Genomic DNA, 24,610 nt, shown 5'->3' with positions numbered 1-24,610 from the left:
CCATGCAGGTAGCTCGCCGCCGAAGGCGTACCGAGAAACCGGAGTTCAGCATTTTCGGCAAACGCGTCGGACGCCGGGCGGTCCTGGTGACGTCGGGCGTCAGCGCCCTCGCCCTCGCCGCCACCGGCACCGCGTTCGCCCAGACGCACCAGTTCGGCACCCAGCAGGTCGGGCAGACCACCGACCGGGGCCAGGTCATCTCCAGCGACCAGTACATCGCCCCGTACGGCGACCGCCTCGTCGTCAACAACGGCAAGATCATGTCGTCCACGGTCAGCCCGGACGGCACCCACCTGGCGGCCGCGGTCACCGACGGCGGGATGGCGCTGTCCGTCGTGGACCTGAAGAGCTGGAAGGTGCAGCAGCTCATCGGCAACTCCGCCGCGGCCGACCTGCGGATCAGCGGCAATGACGTGGGACAGGAAAGCCCCGCGTACTCGCCCGACGGCTCACAGTTGTGGCTCGGCCAGACCGACGGATACACCAAGTTCACCGTGAACGCGGACGGCAGCCTCGCCCACCCGACGGCCGTCAAGATCCCCGCCGACGGTCCCCGGCACGCGCTGGCGAGCGCGGCGGTCTTCTCGCCCGACGGCGCCACCGTGTACAGCGTGGTCAACGGCCAGAACCGCGTGGTCGCCATCAACGCCGCGACCGGATCCGTCCAGCGGAGCTGGCCCGTCGGCAACGCCCCGCGCGGCATCGCCCGGGTCGGCGACAAGCTGTACGTCAGCAACGAGGGCGGACGTCCGGCACGTCCCGGCGAGACCACCATCAACTCGTACAACACCCAGGTGGCCGCCGACCCGGTGACCGCCGCCACCACGACCGGCACGGTCAGTGTCATCAACCTGGCCAAGCCCGACGCCGCGCCGGCCAGCATCACCGTCGGGCTGCACCCGACCGCGGTCTACGCCAAGAAGGGAGCGGTGTTCGTCACCAACACCGCGACCAACGACGTGTCGGTGATCAGGACGGCCAACGACAAGGTCGTGCAGACCATCGCCACCCGGCCGTGGCCCGAGGCGTCGGTGGGCTACGAACCCGACGCCGTGACCCTCACCGACGACGGGCACCTCCTGGTGACGCTCGGCCGCGCCAACGCCGTCGCCGTCTACCGCTACACGACCCCGCAGGAGCCGGTCAGTTACGTCGGACTGCTCCCGACGGACTACTTCCCCGCCGAGATCGCGACCGTCGGCAAGCAGGTCGTCGTCTCCAACACCCGTGGCGTGGACGCCCGTCGGCCCACCACCGCCGCCGGGCACGGCACCCACGACACCACGTCGAGCGTGCAGCACTTCACGCTGCCGAACGACCGTGTCATCGCGTCCCAGACGGCCAAGGTCTTCCGGCAGAACGGCTGGACCAACGGCTCGCTCAAGGAGGCCGCGTCCAAGGGCCACGCGAAGCCGGTGCCGGTCCCCGCGCGGCTCGGCGACCCCTCGACGATCAAGCACGTCTTCCTGATCGTCAAGGAGAACCGGACCTACGACCAGATCCTCGGCGACCTCCCGCAGGGCGACGGCGACCCGGCGCTGACCCAGTTCGGCGAGAACGTGACACCCAACCAGCACGCGCTGGCGCGCCAGTTCGGGCTGTACGACAACACGTACGACATCGGCACCAACTCCGCCGAGGGCCACAACTGGCTGATGCAGGCGGACAATCCGGAGTACACCGAGTCCTCCGCCGGTGAGTACCTGCGCAGTTACGACACCGAGGACGACGCGCTCGGCCACCAGCGAAGCGGATTCCTGTGGACCGGCGCGCAGGCGGCGGGGAAATCGGTGCGGGACTTCGGCGAGTTCCAGCAGTTCCTGGCCAAACCCGCCGACGCGAGCTGGCAGAACCTGTACTGCGACGCCAAGACCATGGACGCCACCGGGAAGGACACCGCCTACCCGCTGGACTCCTCCTCGCCGATCCCGTCGCTCAACGCCGTGTCCGTGCCGGGCTTCCCGAAGTTCGACACCAGCGTCCCCGACGTCTACCGGTACCAGATCTGGAAGCAGGACTTCGAGAAGAACGGTCCGGCGAACCTGAACATGTTCTGGCTCTCCAGCGACCACACCGGCGGTCCCGCGAGCCCGGCCGCGCAGGTCGCCGACAACGACCTCGCGGTCGGCAAGATGGTCGACGAGATCTCGCACAGCCGGTACTGGAAGGACTCCGCCATCTTCGTGGTCGAGGACGACTCCCAGGCCGGTCTCGACCACATCGACGGCCACCGCGCCCCGATCCAGATCATCAGCCCGTACGCCCGGCACGGCGTCGTCGACAACCACTACTACTCGCAGATCACGATGATCCGCACCATCGAGCAGATCCTCGGGGTCCACCCGATGAACCAGAAGGACACGGCGGCCAGCCCGATGACCGCGGCCTTCACCAAGAAGCCCGACCTCGCGCCGTTCAACGCTCTGGCCAATCGCACCTCGCTCACCGACGGTCTGTCCACCCCGCCCTCCTGCGGCGTCGACACCCCGGCGGCGCAGAACCCCAACGCGGCGGCGGTACCGGCGGCGGCGGTCCCGGCTGCCGAGAAGCGGCTCGCGGACCAGTGGGACACCTGGAAGTCCCAGCAGCGCCTGACCGGCCCCAACGCCGTGCCCGACTACGCCAACCCGGCGCAGATGAACCACCTCACCTGGTACCAGACGCACAACTGGACCAAGCCGTACCCCGGCGAGGCCAGGATCTTCGCGCCGAACGACGTACCGGGCGCGTACATCCCGTCGTCGGAGAACGACGGCTGACGGTCCGAGCCGGATCGATCGCGAGAGGGCCCCTGGCCGGCGTCACCGCCGCCCAGGGGCTCTCCAGTCGTCCTGCCGTCTTCCCGTCAGCGGGAACGCGAGATCCGCTCCTCGGCGCCGTAGCGGTGCTCCTGGTCGCCGTCCATCGCCTCGTAGATGGTCCTCTTCAGACCCTCCGGGTCCGGAATGTGCTTCAGGGTCAGCAGGCCCTGCTCGGAGGCCGACTCGATCTTGAGCGTCCCGCACCGGATGATCCGCTCCCACAGGGAGGCGGCGAACGAGATGTCGTTGATCCGGGCCAGCGGGATGCTGCGCCCGGTCTTGTTCACGAAGCCGACCCGCGTGTGGACCCGCTTGGTGGTCAGGATGTAGAGGGTGCCGCGCCACTTCATGAGCGGGATCAGCCAGAACCACAGCGACACGAGCGCGGCCACACCGAGCACCACGTACCTGGCGGCGTCCGTCCAGCTCTTGCCGGAGGGCAGCACCCACATACGTTTCCGCCCCCCCGCCGACCACGTCGCGGCGCGGTCGGTGCCGCCGTGCTGTGTGTCGAACCCGCCGTCCATCGCCGTTGGTACCGGCAGGTGCGGACGGAATCCGGCTGGGCGGGCCGCTGGTTGGCGGGTGGCCGGTCGCGAACGGGCAGGTCGGGGACCGTACAGTGGGCGATCCGAACGGTGGTACGAACAGCGAAACGCGTGTCGGCACGGGAAAGGCCCGATCATGACGTCCCCTCTGAGCCCGCAGGTCCGCCCGAATCTCGTTCCGGACGACGGCGTCGTGCTCTTCATCGGCGACAGCATCACCGACTGCGGTCGTGACCTGGACGCGCCCGACTCCCTCGGCGACGGCTACGCGGCGATGGTGGCCGAGCGGTACGCGGCCGGGCACCCCGGCTCGGGGGTCCGATTCGTCAACCGTGGCATCAGCGGCAACCGCGCGGTCGATCTGCGGGGCCGCTGGGACCGGGACTGCCTGGCGGTCGGCGCCGACGTGGTGTCCGTCCTGGTCGGGATCAACGAGGTGTGGCGCCGCTTCGACAGCGACGACCCCACCTCCGACGAGGAGTACGAGGACCACTACCGCACCGTGCTCGGCCAGGCCGCCGACCGGGGCAGCGCGCTGGTGCTGATCGAGCCGTTCGTGATGCCCGTCAGCGAGGACCAACTGGCGTTCCGCGACGACCTGGACGGCAAGCTGGCGGTGGTACGGCGACTGGCCGCCGACTTCTCCGCCACCCTCGTCCCCGCCGACGCGCTGATGACGCGGGCCGCCGCCGACGCCGGTCCCCGCAAGTGGACCGACGACGGCATCCACCTGACCCCGGACGGTCACGCCCTGCTCGCCGACGCCTGGCTCACCGCGGTCGGAGCGGCGCTCCCCGAGCGGGCCTGACCCTCGCGCCCCGGCCGCTTGCCGGTCGCCAGGGCCACCCGGCTCACAGCCGGGTGGCCGTGCGGACCAGGGCGGCGAGGGGGAGGGAGCGGCTGTGGGCGGGCCAGGCGATGTGGGTGACGACGGGCGGAGCGTCGCTGAGCGGGACGGCGGTGTGCTCGGCCCACAGCCAGGCGCGGGCGGAGTCGGGGAAGACGGCCATGGTGCGGCCGAGGGCGATGAGCTGGGCCAGTTGCGTCTGGTCGTGGATCTCGGGGCCAGGGCCTGGGGGATACGTGCCGTCGTGGGCCCAGCGGGCGAGCGGGAGATCGGGGAGGTCGCTGACGTCGGCCAGCGACAGGACCTTGCGCGTGGCCAAGGGGTGCCCTGCGGGCAGGATGGCGATCTGGCCCTCGGTCATCAGTTCCTCGCTGTCGAATCCGGCGAGGGAGTTGAACGGCTTGTGCATGAGCGCCACGTCGGCGCGGCCGTCGCGCAGCATCTCGCCCTGCTCGCACGTGCCGCTCGGTAGCACCTCGATCTCGGCGGCGTCCGGCTCGGCCGCGTAGGCGTCCAGGAGCTTGTGCAGCAGCTCGTGGGACGCGGCGGCCTTCACCGCCAGGACCAGACGGTCGCGGGCCCCGCCCGCGCGGTCGGCGTCACCGGCCCGGCGGGTACGGCGCGCGGCGGCGGCCGTCGCGTCCAGGGCCGCGCGGCCCTCGTGCAGCAGCACCTGACCGGCGCCGGTCAGAGCGACCCCGCGGCGGTCGCGGATCAGCAGCGTGACACCGAGCCGCCGTTCGAGCTGCTGGATCGCGCGGGACAGCGGTGGCTGGGCCATGCCGAGGCGCTCGGCGGCGCGGCCGAAGTGCAGTTCCTCGGCGACCGCCGTGAAGTACCGAAGCTCGCGGATCTCCAAGGTGTTCATGACCCCAGCGTACGTGTGATACCTGCCGGGTATGACAGAGCACCGTATCGGTGTTGGATGCGCGGCCCGGCCGCGGGCGAGCATCAACGGTATGAGCGAAACGAAGATCGCGCTGGTGACCGGCGCGAACAAGGGAATCGGCTACGAGATCGCGAGCGGCCTCGGGGCCCTCGGCTACCGGGTGGGCGTGGGAGCGCGTGACGGGGGCCGCCTCGAAGCCGCCGTCGACAAGCTGCGCGCCGCCGGGGTGGACGCCTTCGGGGTGCCGCTGGACGTGACCGGCGACCGCAGCGTCACCGACGCCGCGGAACTCGTCGAGCGGCGGGAGGGCCGCCTGGACGCCCTGGTCAACAACGCCGGTATCTCAGGACCGACGGGGCCGGGGTGGACGCAGGACCCGACGACGCTCGACCTCGACCTGGTCCGCACGGTCGTGGAGACCAACGTCCTCGGCGTCATCCGCGTGACCAACGCGATGCTGCCCCTTCTGCGGCGCTCCGCGTCGCCGCGCGTCGTCAACGTCTCCAGCAGCGTCGCCTCCCTGACCCGGCAGGCGGACCCGGACGTCGAGATCGGCCCGGTCATGGCGGCCTATTCGCCGACGAAGACGTTCCTCAACGCCGTCACCGTGCACTACGCCCGGCAGTTCGCCGGTACGAACATCCTGATCAACGCCGCCTGCCCCGGCCTGGTCGCGACCGACTTCACCGGCTTCCTCGGCCCCCGCACCCCCCAGCAGGGCGCGGCCACCCCCATCCGCCTCGCCACCCTGCCCGACGGCGGCCCGACCGGCGGGTTCTTCGAGGACGCCGGCGTCGTCCCCTGGTAACGGCTTCCAGCACCGAGTCCCGAGGGTGCGCCGGGTCAGCCGGTGACGGCCTCGGCCGCGAGGGCGTCCTGCGCCGTGCCGCGCATGCCCGCGACGATCATGTCGACACCGCGCCGGTAGTACGCGTCGTTGCTCGCGCACGACAAGAGCGCGTCGGCGGCGGCCACGACGTGCGGGTACCGGTCGGGGGAGAGGTCGAGCAGGCTCGCCTTCTTCGCGCTGACGGCCTCCTCGCGGGACTCGGGGTCCAGGGCCGGATTGCTGCGGCCGGGCTCGGTGATGACGAGGGTCACCAGCGAGCACAGCGCCTGACCGGCGGTCTGCGCGCCCTGCTCGACCGGCAGACCGGCCGCGGAGAGCAGCGCGAGGGTGCGTTCGGTGACGACGAGACCGGGCTCCGAGGCGAAGATCCGGGTGATCACCAGACCGGCGGCGTTGGGGTGCGGGCGCAGCGCCGCGAGGAAACCGCTCAGCAGGTCGTTCATCTGCTCGTGCCACGGCCGCTCGTCCGGCTCCGGGACCCGGACGTCGGTCAGCAGCCGCTCGGTGACCGCGTCGAACAGCCCGTCCTTGTCCGGGAAGTGCCGGTACAGCGCCATCGGCGTCACGTCGTGCTGCTGGGCGACCCGCCGGATGGTGACGGCTTCGAGACCTTCGCTGTCGGCCACGGCGAGCGCGGTGGAAATCAGCTCGTCCCTGTTCAAGCGCTTGTGAGCCGCCACGGGTCCCGCCACCTCCTGGTCGACAGCCTGAGCGACACCGGATTCCTCGCCGCCGCCACTACGCAGCGTACTGCGTATACAGCCGCGAACGGTGCCGCCGAGGATCAAGGTATACGCCGTACGCATACGGGGTGCGACTCCGGGACTGTCCCGGAAACGGCGGCCGGTCCGCACCTCGGCCGGTGGCCGTATTGCCGGAATTTGCTATGGTCGGATGAGTACCCGACGAGCGCGTCGTACCGGGACCCTGCAAAGACGGCGCACCCCCGTAAGCACGAAACCCACGGAGGTGCCCTCATGGCATGGGTCCTTGTTGTTGTCGCAGGTCTGCTCGAAGTGGCCTGGTCGATCGGAATGAAGTACACCGACGGCTTCACCCGTCCCGTCCCGAGTCTGCTGACCGGCGCGGGCATCGTGGCGAGCATGCTGATGCTCTCCCAGGCGGCGAAGACGCTGCCGATCGGTACGGCGTACGGCGTCTGGGTCGGCATCGGCGCGGCCGGTGCGGCCGTGGTCGGCATGGCGGTGCTCGGCGAGCCCACGACCGCCGCCCGGATCTTCTTCGTCTCGCTGCTGCTGGTCGCCGTGGTCGGTCTGAAGGCGACCTCCGGCCACTGACCGGCGCTGCCGACGGGTCAGCTCGGCTGTCCCGTCGGCATGACGGTGACCTGCTGGATGTTGACCCGCGGCGGCAGCGTCGCGATGAAACCGACGGTCCTGGCGATGTCCCCGGCCTCCAGGAACTCCATCGACCGCCGGGCGCCGTCCAGCCACTCCAGCGCGCCCGCGTCCGTGACGTGGGTCTGGAGTTCGGTGCCGACGATGCCCGGCTCCAGGGAGGTGACGCGCACGTTCTTCGGGCCGAGTTCGACCCGCAGATTCGTGGACAGATGCGTCACGAACGCCTTCGTCCCGCAGTAGACGGCGAAGGTCGGGAAGATGTTCCGCGCGCCGATGGACGAGGTGTTGATCAGGTCGGCGACGCCGCGCTCGGCCGCGGCGGCGATCAACTGCGGGGTGAAGGCGCCGATCGCGTTCATCAGGCCCTTGACGTTGAGGTCGATCTGCCGCTGCCACAGGTCGGTGCGCAGCTCCTCGATCGGCGAGGGCAGCATCACGCCCGCGTTGTTGAACAGCAGGTCGGCGCCGCCCAGTTCGGCCGCGACCCGGTCGGCGGCGGCCAGCAGGGCTTCCGGGTCGGTGACGTCGACCGGCAGGGCCAGCGCGGCGCCGCCGTTCTTGGTGATCCGGGCGACCAGGTCGTCCAGCCGGTCGGTGCGGCGGGCCAGCACCGCGACCTTCGCGCCGAGTTCCGCCAGGTGCTCCGCCGACGCCTCGCCGAGACCGCTGGAGGCGCCGGTGACGACCGCCACCCGGCCGGTGAGGGGCTTGCTGATGTCGTGCGCGGACATGGCTGTCCACCTTTCGTGTTCGGTGTGATGCGGCGGCGGACCCTCGGTCCGCCTGCCGTCCAGCACACCACCCGGGCCGCCGCCGCGGAGCGCCGAAAAGTGCCCTGAGCAGGCAGGTAACGGCCTGACCCGCACCGGCGAGGCAGGTACTGACAGGGCCAGTCACGACGCGCGCGGCCTGCGCGCCGCCCGCCACACTGGGGGTATGGACCGCAGCACCGACACCGCCGACTTCCTGCGCTCGCGCCGGGCCCGTATCACCCCCGACGAGGCGGGACTGCCCGCCGACGGCCGGGTCCGCCGGGTGCCGGGGCTGCGCCGCGACGAGGTGGCCCGGCTGGCCGGGGTGAGCACCGAGTACTACACCCGGCTCGAACAGGGGCGCGGCGGGAACCCGTCGCCCGAGGTGCTCGACGCGCTCGCCCGCGCGCTGCGGCTCGACACCGCCGAGCGCGAGCACCTGACCGACCTGCTGACCCGCAGGCCCGCAGGTTCCCGGCACGCGCCGAGCGGACCGCAGCGGGTTCGGCCGGGACTCCATCTGCTGCTCCAGACGCTGGAGCACGTGCCCGCCTTCGTCCTCGGCCGCCGCACCGACGTGCTGGCGTCCAACCGGCTGGCCCGCGCGCTGCTCGTCGACTTCGACGCGCTGCCCGCGACCCGCCGGAACATGGCCCGCTACTACCTGCTGGACCCCGAGGCGCGCGAGCGCGTCGTCGACTGGGAGCAGCTCGCCGCCGAGACCGTCGCCATGCTCCGGCTGGAGGCCGGCCGCTACCCGAACGACCGCCAGCTCGCCGACCTGGTCGGTGAACTCACCCTGCGCTCACCGGAGTTCACCACGTGGTGGAACGACCACCGGGTGCTGCGCCGCACCCACGGGATCAAGCGCTACCGCCATCCCGTCGCGGGGGACCTGGAGTTCTCCTACGAGTCGCTGCAACCGCCCGGCGATCAGGACCAGACGCTGTGCGTCTACACCGTCGAGCCGGGCTCGCCGAGCGCCCAGGCGCTCCAGCTCCTCGGCAACTGGACGGCGCCCGCTCCGGAAGGGCGCGACGGCGGCCGGGGAAGCGGCCAGGACAGCGACCCGGAGCTGCAAATTTAAGTTAATTAGGAATTATCGTTGACAGGGTTCGGGACCGCCGCCACAGTCTTCGTCGTGGCGGCGGTCCCCGGTGTTCCGGGAGGCGGCCGTCCGCGTATCCCCAACTCTCGGGAGACCCTTCATGACTTCGCATCGTTCAGGGACGGCGCGTGCCCGGCGCGCCGTGGCGACGGCGGGAGCGGGCGTACTGCTCGCGGTCGCGGTGCCGGGGGCGGCGCATGCCGACGCCCCGGCGCGTACCGCCGCCGACGGCGCCCCCGCCTTCTACGACAGCGGCCTCGCGCCGACGCCGTACATGGGCTGGAACACCTACTACGGCCTCGGCGCCCCCACCGAGGCCCAGGTCAGAAGCGTCGCCGACCACCTCGTCAGCAGCGGTCTGCGCGACAGCGGCTACGACATCGTGTGGCTCGACGGCGGCTGGCAGGCCGACACGCCCCGCGACAGCGCCGGACGCCTGACCGCCAACCGGGACCGATTCCCCTCCGGCATACCGGCGTTGGTGACCTATCTGCACCAGCGCGGACTCAAGGCCGGCATCTACACCGACGCGGGCGACTACGACCCGGCGAACTGCGGGCTCGGCAGCCGCGGCCACTACCGGCAGGACGCCGACCAGTTCGCCGCCTGGAAGATCGACGCGGTCAAGGTCGACTTCCTGTGCGGCATCGCGGAAAAGCTCGATCCCGGCCCGGCCTTCAAGGAGTTCAGCGACGCCGTCGCGAAGTCCGGCCGCCCGATGATCCTCAACCTGTGCAACCCGCTCACCGACGACTGGGGTCTGCCGCACACCCCGGCGCAGGACGCGCACAACGCGTACGTGTACGGGCCGACCGCCGCCGACTCCTGGCGCAGTGGCACCGACATCGCCTACGGCACGCCGACCGCGGACGAGTGGCCCAATGTGCTGCGCAACATGGACGCCAACGCCTGGCACCCCGAGGCGCAGGGCCCCGGCCACTACAACGACCCCGACTATCTGATCCCGATGCGGAAGATGCCCGACGGCTCGTACGAGCTGACGCAGGAGGAGTCCACCACGCAGCTCGTGATGTGGGCGGAGATGGCATCCCCGCTGGTCATCGGCTCCGACCCGCGCACCCTGCCCAAGGCGATGCTCGACACGCTGCGCAATCCGGAGATCCTCGCCGTCGACCAGGACCCGCTGGCGATCCAGGGCGTACGGGTGGCCACGGACGCGACCGGCGACGTCTACAGCAAGGTCCTCCAGGGCGCGGGCCGCCGCGCGGTCGTCCTGCTCAACCGCTCGGACCGGCCCGCCGCGCGCACGGTCGACTTCGCCGCCGCCGGGCTGACCGGCAACGTGGCCGTACGCGACCTGCGGGCGCGCGCCGACCGGGGCACGCGCAGCGGCTCGTACACCGTCACCGTCCCGGCCCACGGCACCGCCTTCCTGAAGCTCACCGGGCGCGACGACGCGCCCGGCGTCACGCTCGGCGGCCGGTCCACGGCGAGCCCCGCGCTGGTGCGCGACGGCGCCACGCTGACCGCGTTCACCCGCGGCGACGGCGGCGAACTGCGGGCGCGCACCGGCCGGGACGGTCACTGGCCGGCGCGCACCGCCGACCTCGGCGGCCCCACCCGCGGCCGGTTCCTCGGCGACCCCGCCGCGTACGGCAGCGCGGGCGGCCGGATCGACGTGTTCGTGCGCGGCACGGACGGCGCCGCGTACCGGCGGACCTACGAACACGGCCGCTGGGGCGGCTGGCAGAGCCTGGGCGGGCGGCTCGCGGACGCGCCGACCGTCGCCTTCGACGGCCCCGACCGGTGGACGCTGTTCGCCACCGGGAGCGACGGCACGGTCCGCAGCCGCGGCCCGCGCACCGGCTGGACCTCGATCGGCGCGCCGGACGGACTGGCGCTGTATGGACGGCCGTCGGCCGTCGCCGACGCCGCGGGCCGGATCCATGTGGCGGTGCGGGCCGCGGACGACGCGGTGTGGACGCGGGTGCGCGACACCTCGGGCGCCTGGTCGGGCTGGTCGTCGCTGGGCGGCACCATCAGTGCCGCGCCCACGCTGGTCACGGCGGGCGGCACCGTCCAACTGCTCGCGCGGGCCTCGGACTACACGCTCTGGCAGCGGGGGTACGACGCCGCGAGCGACACCTGGTCGGGGTGGTACCCGCGCACGGCGTTCGTGAGCGGGGCGCTCGACGGGTCGGCCGGGGCCACGGCCGCGGCGGACGGGGGCGTGCTGGTGGTCTTCCGCGGGGTGGGCGGAGCCGTCCGCCAGAGCACGCTCTGACAGGTCGAGTACGGCGTCCGGTGCGGGATCGCGCACGGGCCACGGACGTGCCTAAGTAAATAAATTAGGAATTAATCTTGACGGCGCTCCGCCGTCACGACAGTCTGTACCAGCCGAACGAGGGCCCGGTCGTCAGGGGGCCGGGCCCCGTTCCGTGGGCGTAAGGGAGTCCCATGAACACCTCGCAACCCAGCCGCCGCCGGTTCCTCGCCGGTGCGGGCGCCGTCGGCGCCGCGGCGATGATGAGTAGCTGCGTCACCTCCGGCTCGTCCGGTGCCAAGACCCAGTCGGGCAAGGGCCCGGTCACCCTTCAGTCCAACCTGTCGTCCCCGCAGGCGAAGGCCGCGATGCAGGACCTCGTGGCCGCGTACAACAAGCAGGGCGACGGCAAGGCCAAGCTGAACACGGTCGCCTCTGAGACCTTCCGCACCCAGCTCCCGACGTACCTCACCTCCGGCAACCCGCCGGACCTGCTCACCTGGTACCCCGGCTCGGTCGCGGACTCGTACGCCAAGAGGAATCTGCTGCTCGACGTCGGCGACATCTGGGCCGAGCCGGAGCTGTCCGGCTACTCCAAGGCGCTCCAGACGCTGTGCACCTCCTCGTCGGGCCAGAAGGTGTTCGTGCCCGCCACGTACTACTGGTGGGGCGTGTTCTACCGGAAGTCGAACTTCGCGAAGTGGGGCGTCCAGGAGCCCAAGACCTGGGACGAGTTCATGGCCCTGTGCGAGACGCTCAAGTCCAAGGGCGTCGCGCCGATCGGCCTCGGCGCGGGCGGCGGCACCGCGTGGGTCGCGTCGTCCTGGTTCGACTACCTCAACATCCGTATCAACGGCGCCCAGTACCACCGCGACCTGCTCGCGGGGAAGCACCGCTTCGACGACCCCGAGGTCCGCAAGGTCTTCGACAAGTGGGCCGAGGCGCTGCCGTACTTCGACCCCAACGGCACCGCGCTCGCCTTCCAGGACGCCACCACGGCGCTGCTCCAGGGCCGCACCGGGATGATGCTGATCGGCACCTTCTTCGCCGACTCCGCCCCGAAGGGCGAACTGGACGACATCGACTTCTTCCGCTTCCCGGTGATCGACGCCAAGATCCCGATGGCCGAGGAGGGCCCCACCGACGGCTACTTCGCCAGCGCCCGCACCGGCCACCGGGACGAGGTCAAGGACTTCATGCGGTATCTGGCCACCGCCCCGGCGCAGGAGACCTACATCAAGGGCTCCTCCGGCACCGCGCTGCCGACCAACCCCAAGGCCAAGGACAGCGGCACCCCGCTGGTGAAGAAGGGCCGCGCGCTGATCGAGAGCGCCGCCGAGGTCACGCAGTTCTTCAACCGCGACTCCAGCGACGCCCTCCAGCCGACCGCCGACACCGCGCTGACGAAGTTCCTGGCCAAGCCCAAGGAGATCGACTCGATCCTCACCACCTGGCAGCGGGACGCGCAGAAGATCTGGAGCCAGTGAGATGGCGGTGCTCACCGCGACCCGCGCGGACCCGGGCAAGAAGCCGGGGAAGCCGAAGAAGCGCAAGCAGGCGACCCGGGTCCCGCCCGTCGTCCTCGCCTTCGTCCTGGTCCCGCTGCTCGCCGAGGGCTTCTGGGTCTTCTGGCCCGCCCTCCAGGGCTTCTACCTCTCGCTGACCAAGTGGGACGGGGTCTCGGCGCCGCGGTTCATCGGCCTGGGCAACTACCGGGAGATGGTGCACGACAGCGTCTTCCACACCGCCGTGCTCGACACCGTGCTGTGGCTGGTGCTCTTCGGCGGCCTGTCCGCCGCGCTCGGCCTCGGCGCGGCCCTGCTGCTCCAGCAGGAGCGGCGCGGGGTCGGCTTCTACCGGGCCGCGCTCTTCCTTCCCGTGGTGTTCTCGCTGACCGCGACCGCCCTGGTCTGGCAGGCGATGTACCAGCCGGACGGCCTGATCAACCACACCCTGTCCGGCCTCGGACTCGGCAGCCTCACCCACCCCTGGCTCGCCGACCAGGACACCGCCTTCTACGCCGTGATCTTGCCCGCCCTGTGGCGGCAGATCGGCTACGTGATGGTGCTCTACCTGGCCGGACTCAAGGGCATCGACCCGATGCTCTACGAGGCCGCCAAGGTCGACGGCGCCTCCCGCTGGCAGCAGTTCCGGCACATCACGCTGCCGCAGCTCAGCAGCGTCAACGCGGTCGTGCTGTCGGTCATCATCATCGACTCGCTGCGCTCCTTCGACGTGGTGTGGGCGCTCACCCGCGGCGGCCCGTACCACTCCTCCGAACTGCTCAGCACGTACATGTACTCCACCGCCTTCCAGTCCCTGCGGCTCGGCTACGGTTCCGCGCTCGCCGTCGTGATCTTCGTGCTGGCGTTCGGCGTGATCGCGTCGTACCTGGTGCGCGCCTTCAAGGAGGCCGACTCATGACCGTCACGCACGCGGGCGCCGACGCGGCGCCGACCGCGGACCGTACCGGCGAGGACGCGGGTGCCGGTGCGAAGGCCGCGCGCGGCGGGAGCCGTCGGCCCGACCGGCGCCGCGCCTGGGGGACCGCCGCCTTCCACACCGGCGCGGGACTGCTGTCGCTGATCTGGCTGATCCCCATCGTCGTCGTACTGGTCACCAGCACCCGCTCCTTCGACGACATCGCCGCCAACGGCCTCGGCGGCCTGCCGCACTCCTTCACCCTCGACGGCTTCCGCCAGGCATGGGTCGACGGCGGACAGCAGCGCGCGCTGATCAACAGCATGCTGGTGTCCGTCCCCACCGTGCTGATCTCGCTGCTGCTCGCCTCGATGGCCGCCTTCGCGCTCAGCCGCTACGACGTGCCGCTGCGCCGCGTACTGCTGCTGGTGATGCTCAGCGGCAATCTGCTGCCGCCGCAGATCCTGCTGATCCCGGTCTCCAAGCTCAGCGAGCAACTGGGCTTCTACGACTCGCTGTACGCCCTCATCGGCGTCCAGGTCGGCTTCGGCGTCGGCTTCTACGTCTTCGTGCTGCACGGCTTCATGCGGTCCATCCCGCCGGAGATCCAGCAGGCCGCCGTCATCGACGGAGCGGGCCCCTGGCAGATCTACACGCGGATCATCCTGCCGCTCGCCAGGCCCGCGCTCGCCGCGCTCACCGCGCTGTCGTTCACGTGGATCTTCAACGACCTGCTGTGGGCCATCACCGTGCTGCGCACCGACAGCAAGATGCCGATCACCGCGTCGCTGATCGGCCTCCAGGGCCAGTACGTCTCCATGTGGAACGTCATCGCGGCCGGTTCCGTGATCGCCGCCGCCCCGACCGTCATCGTCTTCCTCCGATTCCAGCGGCACTTCGTGGCCGGACTCAACCTGGGAGCAGTCAAGTGACCCCGTCCGCAACGCCGTCGGCCGCACCGTGGCTGCTGCGCACCGACACCACCGCCTACGCCGTCCGCCTCGGCGGCGACGGGCGGTGGGCCGAGGTCGCCGCCTGGGGCCCGCACGGCGCCGAGACCGGCCCGTCCCCGCTGGACTGGTCGCGCCGCACCCACTACATCACCCCCGCCGACGCCGCCCCGGCCGAATACCTGCCCCAGGGCATGCGTCCCTTCGGCGGCGCCGACCTCGTCGTACGCCGCCCCGACGGCGAACGCGGCGTGTGGTGGACCTTCGAGCGCGCCACACAGGACGACGACCGGTCGCTGCGCCTGGACTTCACCGACGACCACCTCGGACTGCGGGTCGCGCTGCGCTACGAGACCGTGTCCGGCACCGACGTACTGCTGCGCTGGACCGAGCTGACCTGCACGGGACCGGACGAACTGCGCCTGGAACGCCTGGACTCCGCCGCGATCAGCGTCCCCGTCACCGACGGCGAGGGCGGCCGGCTCACCTACCTCACGGGCCAGTGGTCGCAGGAGTTCCAGCGCACCCAACTCGACCTCGTCAGGGGCCGGTTCGAGATGGCCTCCACCCAGGGAGTGCCGGGCCACGCCTACGCGCCCTGGCTCGCGGTCCAGGACGCCGCCGCCCCGCAGGAGGGCGACACCCCCACCTACGGCATCGCGTTGGAGTGGTCGGGCAACTGGCACATCACCGCGGACGCGGAACCCGGCGGGATCGTCCGCGTACGCGCCGGACGGCTGCCGCACGAGGAGTCCGTCCGCCTCGCGCCCGGCGCCACGCTCACCACCCCGCGCGTCGCCTGCGCCTTCAGCTCGGAAGGGCTCGACGGACTGACGCGGATCTGGCACGCGTACGAGCGCGCGCTGAGCGGCGAGCGGCTGCACCGTACCCGCAAGGTGCAGTACAACTCCTGGGAGGCCACCGGCTTCGACGTCGAGGCCGACGCGCAGCTCGAACTGGCCGCCGTCGCCGCCGACATGGGCGTCGAACTCTTCGTCGTGGACGACGGCTGGTTCCGCGGGCGGCAGGACGAGACCGGGGGACTGGGCGACTGGACCCCGGACCCGGCCAACTTCCCCGAGGGATTCGACGGCTTCATCGAGCGGGTCCGCGCCACCGGCATGGACTTCGGCCTGTGGGTCGAGCCCGAGGCGATCAGCCCGCGGTCCGAGCTGTACGCCAAGCACCCCGAGTGGGTGTACCGGATCGACGGCCGCCCGGCGACCCTCGTCCGCGAGCAACTGCTGCTCGACCTCGGCCGGGTGGACGTGCAGGACTTCGTGATCGCCACCTTGGACCGGCTGCTCGGCGAACACGCCGTCAGCTACCTCAAGTGGGACATGAACCGCCCGCCGACCGAGCGCGGCAGGCCCGACACGGGACCGGCCGCGGGCCAGGACCTCGACGCCGACCACGTCGCCGGATACCTGCGGGTCCTCGACCACCTGCGCGCCCACCACCCGCACGTCACCGTCGAGGGCTGCGCGGGCGGCGGCGCCCGCATCGAACACGCCACGCTGGCCCGTACCGACGTGGTCTGGCCCAGCGACAACACCGCGCCGCTCGACCGGCTCGCCATCCAGTACGGCTATCTGCACGCGCACGCCCCGCACACCATGAGCTCCTGGGTCACCGACGCGCCCGGCGTCTTCGACCCGCGGCCCCGCTCCCTGGCCTTCCGCTTCGTCCTCGCCATCGCGGGCGTGCTCGGCATCGGCGCCGACATCCGCGCCTGGACGCCGGAGCAGCGCACCGAGGCGGCGGGCTGGATCGCCCGCTACAAGGAGATCCGCGACGTCGTCCACCACGGCACGGCCCGGCTGCTGAACGGCCCCGCCGATCCGACCTGCGGTGTCCAGTACGAGGAGCGCGGCGGCGCGCGGGTCGTGGTCACCGCGTGGAGCACCGGACGGCTCGACGGCGCGCCGCTGGTCCCCGGACGCGCCTCGCGGCTGCGGCTGCGCGGCCTGGACCCCGCCGCCCGCTACACCGACACGGCGGACGGGACGGTGTACAGCGGGGCGTATCTGCTCCACAGCGGCCTGCCGTTCGGCTGGACCGGTCGACACGACGCCGAACTCGTCGTGCTGGCGCGGCAGGAGGCCGCCGACGGCTCCGGGCGTCACTAAAGTCGCGGGAGGCCCGGACCGGTCCGACCGCACCGAGCGACCCGACCGCACCGACCGCACCGACCGCACCGACCAGCCCCACCGTACCGAGGAGCAGGACCAGCACATGAACGCAGCACTCCGCTTCGCCGACAAGGTGGCCGTGGTCACCGGAGCCGCTTCCGGGATCGGCGCGGCCACCGCAGAACGGCTCGCGGCCGAGGGCGCCGCCGTGGTCCTCGCCGACATCGCGGCCGACCGCGCCGAGGGCGTCGCCGCGGGCATCCGCGAGGAGGGCGGCCGGGCGGTGTCCGTACGGGCGGACGTGTCCGACCCCGAGGACTGGGAGCGGATCGTCGCGGTGGCGCACGCCTACGGCCCCGTGGCGGCCCTGGTCTCCAACGCCTACACCGTCGACGTGGCCCCGGCCCACGAGATGTCCGTCGCCTCCTGGGAGCGTCAGCTCGCGGTCAACCTCACCGGCGGCTTCCTCGGCTTCCGGGCGCTGCTGCCCGACCTGCGCACCGCGCGCGGCGCCGCCGTCCTCACCTCCTCCGTCCACGCGCACAAGGGCATCCCCGGCCACCCCGCCTACGCGGCGGCCAAGGGCGCGCTGCTGTCGCTGAGCGGCCAACTGGCCGTCGAGTACGGGCCCGAGGTCCGGGTCAACGCCGTGCTCCCCGGTCCGATCCTCACCGCTGCCTGGGACCGGGTGCCCGAGGAGGACCGGGCCCGCAGCGTCGCGGAGACCGCGGCGCGCCGCTTCGGCCGCCCGGAGGAGGTCGCCGCGGCCATCGCCTTCCTCGCCTCGGACGACGCCTCGTACATCACTGGTTCGAGCCTGCTGGTGGACGGCGGCTGGAGTGTCACCAAGGCCTCGGCCTGACCGCCGCCCAGCACCATCGCCGTACCTCACCCGGGGTACCCCACCCGACCTGGAGAAAGGCAGAACGACATGACGCCATACGCGCGCCGCGGAGTGCACGGGCAGACCGTGGAGACTCTCGCGCGCCGGGTGCTCAGCGGCGAGATCCCCGAAGGGGCGACACTCGATCTCGTGGCGTTGCAGAGCGAGTTGGACGTCAGTCTCACCGCGCTGCGCGAATCGCTGAAGGTGCTGGCGGCCAAGGGGATGGTCGACGCGCGGCAGAAACGCGGCACCTTCGTCAGAGCCCGCGCCGACTGGAATCTGCTGGACGCCGACGTGCTGCGCTGGCAGTTCGCGGGCGGCACCGGCACCGGGGCCGACCTGGGGCTGCTGCGCAGCCTCGGTGAGGTCCGCGGGATCGTCGAACCGGCCGCCGTACGGCTGGCGGCGGTGCGCCGTACCGACGGCGACCTGGTCGCGCTGGACGCCGCGCTCACCGCGATGGGGGAGGACGAGGGCGGCGCCGCGCACGCGGTCGAGGCCGACCTCGCCTTCCACCGCGCCCTGCTCGCCGCCACCCACAACGAACTGCTGGAGCGGATGGAGATGGTGATCGAGTCCGGTCTCGCGCACCGCGACGAGATCGTGCACAGCTCCCCGCACGGCCAGGACCCGGTGCCCAGCCACCGGGCCGTCCTCGACGCGGTACGCGACCAGGACCCGGACGCCGCCGAGCGCGCCATGCGGGCCCTGCTCGACCAGGCCGTCCGCGACCTGGACCTGGTGCACGGCTCGGGCGCCGAGGCGGTCGAGGGGTCCGGCGGGTCCGGCGGGTCCGGGACAACCGGGGCATCCGAAACGGCGCGGGCATCCGAAAGGGCGCAGGCATCCGAAACGGCGCGGGCAACCAAGGAATCCCAGACCTCCACGGCTTCAGAGGCGGCGAAGTGAAGATAGTGCGCGTCGAGACCTTCCTCGTACCGCCCCGGTGGCTGTTCTGCCGGATCGAGACGGACGAGGGCGTCGTCGGCTGGGGCGAACCCGTGGTCGAGGGGCGGGCCGAGGTGGTGCGCGCCGCCGTCGACGTCCTGGCCGAGTATCTGATCGGCCAGGACCCGCTGCGGATCCAGGACCACTGGCAGGTGCTCACCAAGGGCGGCTTCTACCGCGGCGGCCCGGTGCTCTCCAGCGCCGTCGCCGGTCTCGACCACGCGCTGTGGGACATCGCGGGCAAGACGTACGGCGCCCCCGTGTACGGCCTGCTCGGCGGTCCGGTCAGGGACGCGGTCCGGGTCTACGCCTGGGTCGGCGGCGACGAGCCCGCGCGGCTCGCGGAGGACGTCGGCGCGCAGGTCGAGGCGGGCTTCACCGCCGTCAAGATGAACGCGGCCGGCCGCACGTCGGCGCTCACCACGCCCGCCGAGACCGCCGCCGTCGTGGAGCGGGTGGCCGCCGCGCGCCAGGCGCTCGGCCCCGGACGCGATGTCGCCGTCGACTTTCACGGCCGCTTCACCGCCGCGGGCGCCCGGCGTGTCCTGCGTGAAATCGCGCCGCTGCACCCGCTGTTCGTCGAGGAGCCGCTGCTGCCGGAGCTGGGACATCTGCTCGGCGGCCTGGTGGCCTCCACCGAAGTGCCGATCGCGACCGGTGAACGCCTTTACGGGCGCGCGGAGTTCCTGCCCGCGCTCACCGCGGGCATAGCCGTGGCGCAGCCGGACCTCTCGCACGCCGGGGGCATCACCGAGGTGACGCGGATCGCGTCGCTCGCCGAGACGTACGGCGCCCAACTCGCCCCGCACTGCCCGCTCGGGCCGATCTCGCTCGCCGCCAGCCTCCAAGTCGCCTTCTGCACGCCGAACTTCCTCATCCAGGAGCAGAGCCGCGGCATCCACTACAACAAGGACGCCGACCTCCTGTCCTATCTGGTGGACACCGAGCCGTTCCGCTTCGTGGACGGCCAGGCGCAGCGCACCGGGCTGCCGGGGCTCGGGATCACCGTGGACGAGGCGGCGGTACGCGCCGCCGACCGCGGTGGGCACGCCTGGCGCAATCCGGTGTGGCGGCACGCCGACGGGTCGTTCGCGGAATGGTGACAGCGCTGACCGGGGTGGCGCTTCCCGTACGGATCGTCACCGACCTTGCGCACGGCGGCCGTTGGACGTCGCTGCGGGCCGGGGACCGCGAATGGCTCTGGCACCGGGACGAGCCGCGTCGCGCGGGCGTCGCGCCCGGTGACGCCTTCGCCGACGCGGGCGGTGTGGAGGAGTGCCTGCCCACCGTCCGGGGCGTCCCCGACCACGGCGACGTGTGGTCGCGCCCCTGGCGGCGCGAGAACGGCGGGGACGGCGCAGATGGCGCGGGCGGCGCGGATGGCGCGGACCGGGTCGACCACCCCGACTTCCGGCTCACCCGGCGGATCGGGGGCGGCCCCGGCGGCGGCGCGGTGGTCGACTACCGGCTGACCGCCGCGCCCGGCTACCGCTTCCTGTGGGCCGCCCACGCGCTCCTCGACGTGTCGCGGGACGGCCGGATCGAACTGCCGCCCGGCGCACAGGCCCTGCACTACCCGGACGGGGGCGCGCGGCGCGAGCCGTTCACCTGGCCGTCCGCCGGGGGCACGGGCGACGGGACGCGTACCCGCTTCGACCTGCTCGGGCCCGACGACGGTACGGCGAGCGGCGCGGTCGTCGAGGCCGCGACGGCGACCGTGCACGACGGGCCCGACCGGCTGCGGTTCGCGCTCGACGTGGCCGGTCAGCCCGCGTCCATCGCCCTGTGGCGGAATCTGGGCGGCTTCCCCGAGGGCGCGCCGTACCGCTCGATCGGCATGGAGCCGATGCTCGGGCGGGTCTTCGACCTGGCGACAGCGGGGGAGGGGGACGCGGCCCGCGTGCCCGCGAGCGGCGAGGTCCGCTGGCGGCTCACGGTCACGGCCGCCGGTGCTTCCGCCGCCACCGCCGCCGCGTCCGCCCAGAACCGCTGAACCCTCGACGGGATCGGCTGACCGTGTCCGGCTCACCACGACCGGCTCACCGCACCGCGACCGGCTCACCCCGACCCCACCGACCGCCCGGACCCACGCCGTCCGAATCACCGCAACAGGAAAGGAACATCACCCGTGGACCTGCTCACCGCGCTGCGCGCCCACCGCCTCGTCGCCATTGTGCGCGGCGACGACGAGGACGCGTCGCTGCGCACCGTACTGACCCTGGTCGAGGAGGGCGTCGCGCTGGTCGAGGTCTCGCTCAGCGGCCGGAACGCGCTCGGCGTCATCGCCGCGGCCCGGGCCGCCCTCGGCCCCGACGCGCCGCTCGGCGCGGGCACCGTCCTCACCGAGCAGGACGCCAAGGACGCGCACCGCGCCGGGGCCGACTTCGTCGTCACGCCCGCGGTCGGCGAAGGCGTCAGCGCCGCACGGGAGTTGGGCCTGCCCGTGCTGGCCGGAGTGATGACGCCCACCGATATCGTCACCGCGCGGCGGCTCGGCGCCACCGCGCTCAAGCTCTTCCCCGCCGAGCAAGCGGGCGGCCCCGGCTACCTCCGCGCCCTGCGCGGCCCCTTCCCCGACCTGCCCTTCGTGCCCGTCGGCGGCGTCGACATCCCGGCCGCCCGCGCCTACTTCGCCGCCGGAGCCCTCGCGGTCGGCGTCGGCTCGCCCCTCATCGGCGACGCGGCGAGCGGCGGCAGCCGGACCGCGCTCCGCGCGCGGGCCAAGGACTTCCTCGCCGCCGTCGCGGAGACGGACGCGCCGAGCGCGCGGGCCGCACGATGACCGGGAGTACGACGGGACGGGGGCAGCCCCCGGCGCCGTCACTCGCCATGACCGGACGGGGCCCGCGCCGTACCCCCGCGAGGAGACTGCCGTGATCCGGATCGGCGGCCCCGTCGCCTGCCTCGGGGAGACCATGGTCGCGATGGTGCCGGAGACCGGTGAAACGCTCGCGGAGGCACGGCGGTTGCGGGTGGAGGTCGCCGGGGCGGAGTCGAACGCGGCGATGTATCTGGCCGACCACGGGGTGGAGGCCCGGTGGGTGTCGGCGGTCGGTGACGATCCGTTCGGGCGGCGGATCGTGGCCGAGGTCGCGGCGTGCGGGGTGGACGTCGGCGGCGTCAGGACCGACACGGGGCGGCCGACCGGGGTGATGGTGAAGAGCCCCGGCGGGCAGGGCACCCGCGTGCACTACTACCGGCGGGGGTCGGCCGCGTCCGCGCTCGGGCCGCGATCGCTGGCGGCCGAGGCCGTACGCACCGCGGGGCTGCTGCACCTGACCGGCGTCACGGCGGCGCTGTCGGACTCCTGCCGTGACTTGGTGGACGCGGCGCTGCGCGGCCCGCTGCCGGTCAGCTTCGACGTCAACCACCGGCCCGCGCTCTGGCCGGACGGCGCGGCGCCCGGCGTCCTGCGCGACTTCGCCGACCGCGCGGACATCACTTTCGTCGGCCTGGACGAGGCCCAGGAACTGTGGGGCGCGCACCTCGCCGACGCCGCCGACGTACGCGCCCTGCTGCCGGGCCCGCGTGTGCTGGTGGTCAAGGACGGCGCCCGCGCCGCGACCGCCTTCGACGGCGCGACGGCGCACACCGTGCCCGCCCGCGCCGTCGAGGTCGTGGAACCCGTCGGCGCGGGCGACGCCTTCGCCGCCGGATTCCTCACCGGCCTGCTCCGCGGCGAGCCGCCCGTCCGCGCGCTGCGCCTCGGCCATGTCACCGCGGGCGCGGCCCTGCGGGTCCCCGGCGATCACGGCCCGCTGCCGGACCCCGCCCGTATCGCACACCTGCTGGACGCCACCGAGGCGCGGTGGGCCTCGGCGGCGTCCCCGGGCGGCGTCACCGATAGTTGACGGTGACCTGCTGACGCACGGACCTCTGCGGAACGGTGACGGTCACCTTCCCGGCGGCGGCGTCCCACGCCCAGGCGCTCCTGGCCACCGGGACGCCGTCCACGGTCACGGACTTCGGCGCGGTGGCGTTGGTCACCGGCACACCGGGCCTCCTCGGCCAGAATTTACGTGTACGGCAACAGCGCCTCGCTCGAGCGGGTGTCACCCGTGAAGTGCACGGTGGTGCGCTTGTCGGCCCGCGGCCCGGTCGCGAGCCCGGCCCTGCCGCCGTAACCGCCGGTCGGGAGTGAGCCGTACGCCCGCGAGAACCCGCTGGGTGAACGGGGCGCCGCCGAAGCCGTCACGGCTGACGGTGTCGAAGGTCGGCGCGTCCAGGAACGCGGTGTCGCCCGCGTACGCGGTGCGGATCAGCGTGGGGGAGAGGACCTCGAACCGCGCCCGAGACCACGGCGTCGGAGCGACGTCGGGTCATGTCTGGTTGCGGGTCCGCTTGTGCGCATTTCTGTTCGTGCGCTGACAAGTCGACGATGACAGATCCGGCGCCGCGAGGGGAGTGTGCCGACTGGTGCGAATGGGGTTGGTGCAGAGAGCTGATGCGAGTGGGTGTGCCCGGCGGGGCGCACCGGCTGGTGAGCCGTCAGGGGGCGGTCTGCTCGCGCAGCGGGCCGGTGTCCTTCGCGGGGTCGGCCGCCGGGGCCGGGGCGCCGGAGTCGTAGCGCCAGAAGGAGCGGGCCAGCGGGGCGGCGAGTGCCACGACCGCCACGCAGGCGAGGCCGCCGATCGTCCAGGACAGCCCGGCGCCGAGCGCGGCGGCCATGGTACCGGCGCGAAGGTCGCCCAGCCGGGGGCCGCCGGCGACGACGACGGTGTGGACGCCCTGCATACGGCCTCGCATCTCGTCGGGGGCGTAGGTCTGGAGGAGTGTCTGGCGCAGGACCGCGCTGATCAGGTCGGCCGCGCCGGCCACGGCGAGGAGCAGGACGACCAGCCAGAGCTGGCGGGCCAGGCCGGAGACGGCGACGGCGGCGCCCCACACCAGCACGGCGCCGGTGAGCACCACGCCCTGCCGCCGGATCCGGCCGATCCATCCGCTGGCGAACCCGGCCAGGACGGAGCCGATCGGGATGGCGGAGTAGAGCAGTCCGACCGAGCCGCCGAAGCGGGCGTCCGCGACGGCGGGGAACAGCGACCGCGGCATCGCCAGCGTCATGGCGCAGATGTCCACGAAGAAGCTCATCACCAGCACCGGCCGCCCGCCGATGAAGGACAGCCCGTCCCGTACCGACCGCAGACCCAGGCGGGCCGCGGAGCCGTCCGGCGGAAGTCGGGGCAGCCGCAGCGTGGAGTGCAGCGCGGCCGTGAACAGCACGGCGTCCGCGCCGTACGCGTACGCGAAGCCGTGCGGGACGGTGACGAGGACACCGGCGATCAGCGGGCCGACCACCTCGCCGACCGTGCCGATCACGTAGTTGAGGGTGTTCGCGGCGGGGATCAGGCCGGGTTCGACGATGCGCGGCACGATCGCGCCGCGCGCGGAACTGGCCATCGCGAACCCGGCGGACTGCGTCGCGACCAGGGCGAGGATCAGCCCGACACTGCGCAGGTCGAGCAGCGTCTGCGCGAGCAGCGCCAGTGTCACCGTCCAGGTGCCGAGCGAGGACCACAGATACAGCGTCCTGCGGTCGACGGCGTCGGCGACGGCTCCGCCGTAGAGGCCGAAGACGATCAGCGGCACCAGACCGGCGAAGCCGACCATGCCGACGGCCAGCGACGAGTGCGAGATCCGGAAGACCTGGACCGGCACCGCGATCTGGGTGAGCATCGAGCCGACGAACGACGTGCCCTGGCCGATGAAGAGCCGCCGGAAGGCGGGCAGGGCCAGCGGGCGGGTGTCGATGGCGTGGTCGGCGAGCAGCCGCCGCGCTCCGCGAGGGCTCGGCTGCTCCGCGCGCTCCACGGCGTCGCCTTTCATCCGCCTCTGCTTTCCGGGCCGCCGCGGCCCTCTTCCCGTTGCCGTCCGCCGGGGGCCCCTGCCCGGCCGT

Annotated in this window: 22 protein-coding genes, 1 pseudogene and 1 riboswitch; of the genes and pseudogenes, 16 read left to right on the top strand and 7 right to left on the bottom strand. The window is 72.5% G+C overall.

Annotated elements, in window-relative coordinates; all coding sequences use genetic code 11:
- Window positions 1–2: 2 nt before the first annotated feature.
- Window positions 3–2,759 (top strand): alkaline phosphatase family protein, encoded by a 2,757-nt coding sequence (locus tag ACIP4Z_RS13715; RefSeq protein WP_401307473.1) that lies wholly within the window; start codon window positions 3–5, stop codon window positions 2,757–2,759.
- A gap of 86 nt (window positions 2,760–2,845) precedes the next feature.
- On the opposite strand, the gene ACIP4Z_RS13710 is transcribed toward ACIP4Z_RS13715, so the two are convergent.
- Window positions 2,846–3,328, bottom strand: a complete 483-nt coding sequence (locus ACIP4Z_RS13710; RefSeq protein WP_401307470.1) for a PH domain-containing protein — start codon at window positions 3,326–3,328, stop codon at window positions 2,846–2,848.
- A 157-nt stretch (window positions 3,329–3,485) separates the two neighbouring features.
- Between ACIP4Z_RS13710 and ACIP4Z_RS13705 the strand changes: the two genes are divergently transcribed.
- Window positions 3,486–4,157 carry an SGNH/GDSL hydrolase family protein gene (locus ACIP4Z_RS13705; RefSeq protein ID WP_355334983.1) on the top strand — a complete coding sequence of 224 codons (672 nt, stop codon included), beginning with the start codon at window positions 3,486–3,488 and terminating at the stop codon, window positions 4,155–4,157.
- Window positions 4,158–4,200: 43 nt separating this feature from the next.
- On the opposite strand, the gene ACIP4Z_RS13700 is transcribed toward ACIP4Z_RS13705, so the two are convergent.
- Entirely contained in the window at window positions 4,201–5,064 is an 864-nt protein-coding gene (locus ACIP4Z_RS13700; RefSeq protein ID WP_401307467.1) for a LysR family transcriptional regulator, read from the bottom strand.
- A 91-nt stretch (window positions 5,065–5,155) separates the two neighbouring features.
- Here ACIP4Z_RS13700 and ACIP4Z_RS13695 point away from each other — a divergent pair, with 91 nt between their 5' ends.
- Window positions 5,156–5,893, top strand: coding sequence for an SDR family NAD(P)-dependent oxidoreductase (locus ACIP4Z_RS13695; protein WP_401307464.1), 738 nt, complete (start codon window positions 5,156–5,158; stop codon window positions 5,891–5,893).
- Between the two features lie 35 nt (window positions 5,894–5,928).
- Here the strand turns inward: ACIP4Z_RS13695 and ACIP4Z_RS13690 are convergent, their stop codons facing one another.
- Window positions 5,929–6,615, bottom strand: a complete 687-nt coding sequence (locus ACIP4Z_RS13690) for a TetR/AcrR family transcriptional regulator (protein WP_355334974.1) — start codon at window positions 6,613–6,615, stop codon at window positions 5,929–5,931.
- A 194-nt stretch (window positions 6,616–6,809) separates the two neighbouring features.
- A riboswitch (guanidine-III (ykkC-III) riboswitch) is annotated at window positions 6,810–6,880 on the top strand.
- Between the two features lie 32 nt (window positions 6,881–6,912).
- Between ACIP4Z_RS13690 and ACIP4Z_RS13685 the strand changes: the two genes are divergently transcribed.
- Window positions 6,913–7,233: a multidrug efflux SMR transporter gene (locus ACIP4Z_RS13685; RefSeq protein ID WP_188280976.1), complete on the top strand. Its 321-nt coding sequence runs from the start codon at window positions 6,913–6,915 to the stop codon at window positions 7,231–7,233.
- Window positions 7,234–7,250: 17 nt separating this feature from the next.
- Here the strand turns inward: ACIP4Z_RS13685 and ACIP4Z_RS13680 are convergent, their stop codons facing one another.
- The gene (locus tag ACIP4Z_RS13680; protein WP_401307460.1) at window positions 7,251–8,027 is read right to left on the bottom strand and encodes an SDR family oxidoreductase; all 777 of its coding nucleotides are present in this window, start codon (window positions 8,025–8,027) and stop codon (window positions 7,251–7,253) included.
- 205 nt (window positions 8,028–8,232) lie between these two features.
- On the opposite strand from ACIP4Z_RS13680, the gene ACIP4Z_RS13675 reads away from it, so the two are divergent.
- The 12 genes and pseudogenes from ACIP4Z_RS13675 (at window position 8,233) to ACIP4Z_RS13620 (ending at window position 22,568) form a co-directional block, all read left to right on the top strand.
- Window positions 8,233–9,135, top strand: a complete 903-nt coding sequence (locus tag ACIP4Z_RS13675; RefSeq protein ID WP_391047806.1) for a helix-turn-helix domain-containing protein — start codon at window positions 8,233–8,235, stop codon at window positions 9,133–9,135.
- A 121-nt stretch (window positions 9,136–9,256) separates the two neighbouring features.
- Entirely contained in the window at window positions 9,257–11,401 is a 2,145-nt protein-coding gene (locus tag ACIP4Z_RS13670; RefSeq protein ID WP_401307456.1) for a glycoside hydrolase family 27 protein, read from the top strand.
- A 173-nt stretch (window positions 11,402–11,574) separates the two neighbouring features.
- Window positions 11,575–12,867 (top strand): ABC transporter substrate-binding protein, encoded by a 1,293-nt coding sequence (locus ACIP4Z_RS13665; RefSeq protein WP_355334962.1) that lies wholly within the window; start codon window positions 11,575–11,577, stop codon window positions 12,865–12,867.
- A gap of 1 nt (window position 12,868) precedes the next feature.
- Complete coding sequence (locus ACIP4Z_RS13660; RefSeq protein ID WP_401307453.1) at window positions 12,869–13,804, top strand: carbohydrate ABC transporter permease; 936 nt, start codon at window positions 12,869–12,871, stop codon at window positions 13,802–13,804.
- On the top strand, window positions 13,801–14,733 hold the full coding sequence (locus ACIP4Z_RS13655) for a carbohydrate ABC transporter permease (RefSeq protein ID WP_355334959.1): 933 nt from the start codon (window positions 13,801–13,803) through the stop codon (window positions 14,731–14,733). Before ACIP4Z_RS13660 ends, ACIP4Z_RS13655 begins: the two co-directional genes overlap by 4 nt.
- On the top strand, window positions 14,730–16,880 hold the full coding sequence (locus ACIP4Z_RS13650; RefSeq protein WP_401307449.1) for an alpha-galactosidase: 2,151 nt from the start codon (window positions 14,730–14,732) through the stop codon (window positions 16,878–16,880). Before ACIP4Z_RS13655 ends, ACIP4Z_RS13650 begins: the two co-directional genes overlap by 4 nt.
- Before the next feature lie 106 nt (window positions 16,881–16,986).
- The gene (locus tag ACIP4Z_RS13645) at window positions 16,987–17,745 is read left to right on the top strand and encodes an SDR family NAD(P)-dependent oxidoreductase (protein ID WP_355334955.1); all 759 of its coding nucleotides are present in this window, start codon (window positions 16,987–16,989) and stop codon (window positions 17,743–17,745) included.
- Window positions 17,746–17,814: 69 nt separating this feature from the next.
- A pseudogene (locus tag ACIP4Z_RS13640) lies at window positions 17,815–18,552 on the top strand (FadR/GntR family transcriptional regulator); the annotation flags it as partial.
- Between the two features lie 122 nt (window positions 18,553–18,674).
- Window positions 18,675–19,820, top strand: coding sequence for a galactonate dehydratase (gene dgoD / locus ACIP4Z_RS13635; RefSeq protein ID WP_355334952.1), 1,146 nt, complete (start codon window positions 18,675–18,677; stop codon window positions 19,818–19,820).
- Window positions 19,814–20,710 (top strand): hypothetical protein, encoded by an 897-nt coding sequence (locus tag ACIP4Z_RS13630; protein WP_401307445.1) that lies wholly within the window; start codon window positions 19,814–19,816, stop codon window positions 20,708–20,710. The genes dgoD and ACIP4Z_RS13630 overlap by 7 nt, the downstream gene beginning before the upstream one ends.
- A gap of 135 nt (window positions 20,711–20,845) precedes the next feature.
- Window positions 20,846–21,499 (top strand): bifunctional 4-hydroxy-2-oxoglutarate aldolase/2-dehydro-3-deoxy-phosphogluconate aldolase, encoded by a 654-nt coding sequence (locus ACIP4Z_RS13625; protein WP_401307442.1) that lies wholly within the window; start codon window positions 20,846–20,848, stop codon window positions 21,497–21,499.
- Window positions 21,500–21,590: 91 nt separating this feature from the next.
- A complete protein-coding gene (locus ACIP4Z_RS13620) occupies window positions 21,591–22,568 on the top strand; it encodes a sugar kinase (protein WP_401307439.1) in 978 nt (325 codons plus the stop codon).
- Here the strand turns inward: ACIP4Z_RS13620 and ACIP4Z_RS13615 are convergent.
- From ACIP4Z_RS13615 to ACIP4Z_RS13605, 3 genes are all read right to left on the bottom strand, one after another.
- A complete protein-coding gene (locus ACIP4Z_RS13615; RefSeq protein ID WP_401307436.1) occupies window positions 22,555–22,710 on the bottom strand; it encodes a hypothetical protein in 156 nt (51 codons plus the stop codon). The genes ACIP4Z_RS13620 and ACIP4Z_RS13615 overlap by 14 nt on opposite strands.
- A gap of 22 nt (window positions 22,711–22,732) precedes the next feature.
- Window positions 22,733–22,912, bottom strand: coding sequence for a hypothetical protein (locus ACIP4Z_RS13610; RefSeq protein ID WP_401307433.1), 180 nt, complete (start codon window positions 22,910–22,912; stop codon window positions 22,733–22,735).
- Window positions 22,913–23,205: 293 nt separating this feature from the next.
- Window positions 23,206–24,540: an MFS transporter gene (locus ACIP4Z_RS13605; RefSeq protein ID WP_401307430.1), complete on the bottom strand. Its 1,335-nt coding sequence runs from the start codon at window positions 24,538–24,540 to the stop codon at window positions 23,206–23,208.
- Window positions 24,541–24,610 lie beyond the last annotated feature (70 nt).

This window comes from Streptomyces sp. NPDC088910 (genome assembly GCF_044749865.1).
In the GTDB taxonomy this organism is placed as follows: domain Bacteria; phylum Actinomycetota; class Actinomycetes; order Streptomycetales; family Streptomycetaceae; genus Actinacidiphila.
The sequence above is the reverse complement of the archived record's forward strand: the minus strand, read 5'-3'. Positions and strand labels throughout refer to the sequence as shown.

Excerpts from the sequence above, each read along its gene's own strand:
- ACIP4Z_RS13655 (WP_355334959.1), top strand. The coding sequence starts at position 13,801 with ATGACCGTCACGCACGCGGGCGCCGACGCGGCGCCGACCGCGGACCGT.
- ACIP4Z_RS13660 (WP_401307453.1), top strand. The coding sequence starts at position 12,869 with ATGGCGGTGCTCACCGCGACCCGCGCGGACCCGGGCAAGAAGCCGGGG.
- ACIP4Z_RS13695 (WP_401307464.1), top strand. The coding sequence starts at position 5,156 with ATGAGCGAAACGAAGATCGCGCTGGTGACCGGCGCGAACAAGGGAATC.
- ACIP4Z_RS13630 (WP_401307445.1), top strand. The coding sequence starts at position 19,814 with ATGGTGACAGCGCTGACCGGGGTGGCGCTTCCCGTACGGATCGTCACC.
- ACIP4Z_RS13665 (WP_355334962.1), top strand. The coding sequence starts at position 11,575 with ATGAACACCTCGCAACCCAGCCGCCGCCGGTTCCTCGCCGGTGCGGGC.
- ACIP4Z_RS13670 (WP_401307456.1), top strand. The coding sequence starts at position 9,257 with ATGACTTCGCATCGTTCAGGGACGGCGCGTGCCCGGCGCGCCGTGGCG.
- ACIP4Z_RS13685 (WP_188280976.1), top strand. The coding sequence starts at position 6,913 with ATGGCATGGGTCCTTGTTGTTGTCGCAGGTCTGCTCGAAGTGGCCTGG.
- ACIP4Z_RS13715 (WP_401307473.1), top strand. The coding sequence starts at position 3 with ATGCAGGTAGCTCGCCGCCGAAGGCGTACCGAGAAACCGGAGTTCAGC.
- ACIP4Z_RS13675 (WP_391047806.1), top strand. The coding sequence starts at position 8,233 with ATGGACCGCAGCACCGACACCGCCGACTTCCTGCGCTCGCGCCGGGCC.
- ACIP4Z_RS13705 (WP_355334983.1), top strand. The coding sequence starts at position 3,486 with ATGACGTCCCCTCTGAGCCCGCAGGTCCGCCCGAATCTCGTTCCGGAC.
- ACIP4Z_RS13710 (WP_401307470.1), bottom strand. The coding sequence starts at position 3,328 with ATGGACGGCGGGTTCGACACACAGCACGGCGGCACCGACCGCGCCGCG.
- ACIP4Z_RS13645 (WP_355334955.1), top strand. The coding sequence starts at position 16,987 with ATGAACGCAGCACTCCGCTTCGCCGACAAGGTGGCCGTGGTCACCGGA.
- ACIP4Z_RS13605 (WP_401307430.1), bottom strand. The coding sequence starts at position 24,540 with ATGAAAGGCGACGCCGTGGAGCGCGCGGAGCAGCCGAGCCCTCGCGGA.
- ACIP4Z_RS13700 (WP_401307467.1), bottom strand. The coding sequence starts at position 5,064 with ATGAACACCTTGGAGATCCGCGAGCTTCGGTACTTCACGGCGGTCGCC.
- ACIP4Z_RS13680 (WP_401307460.1), bottom strand. The coding sequence starts at position 8,027 with ATGTCCGCGCACGACATCAGCAAGCCCCTCACCGGCCGGGTGGCGGTC.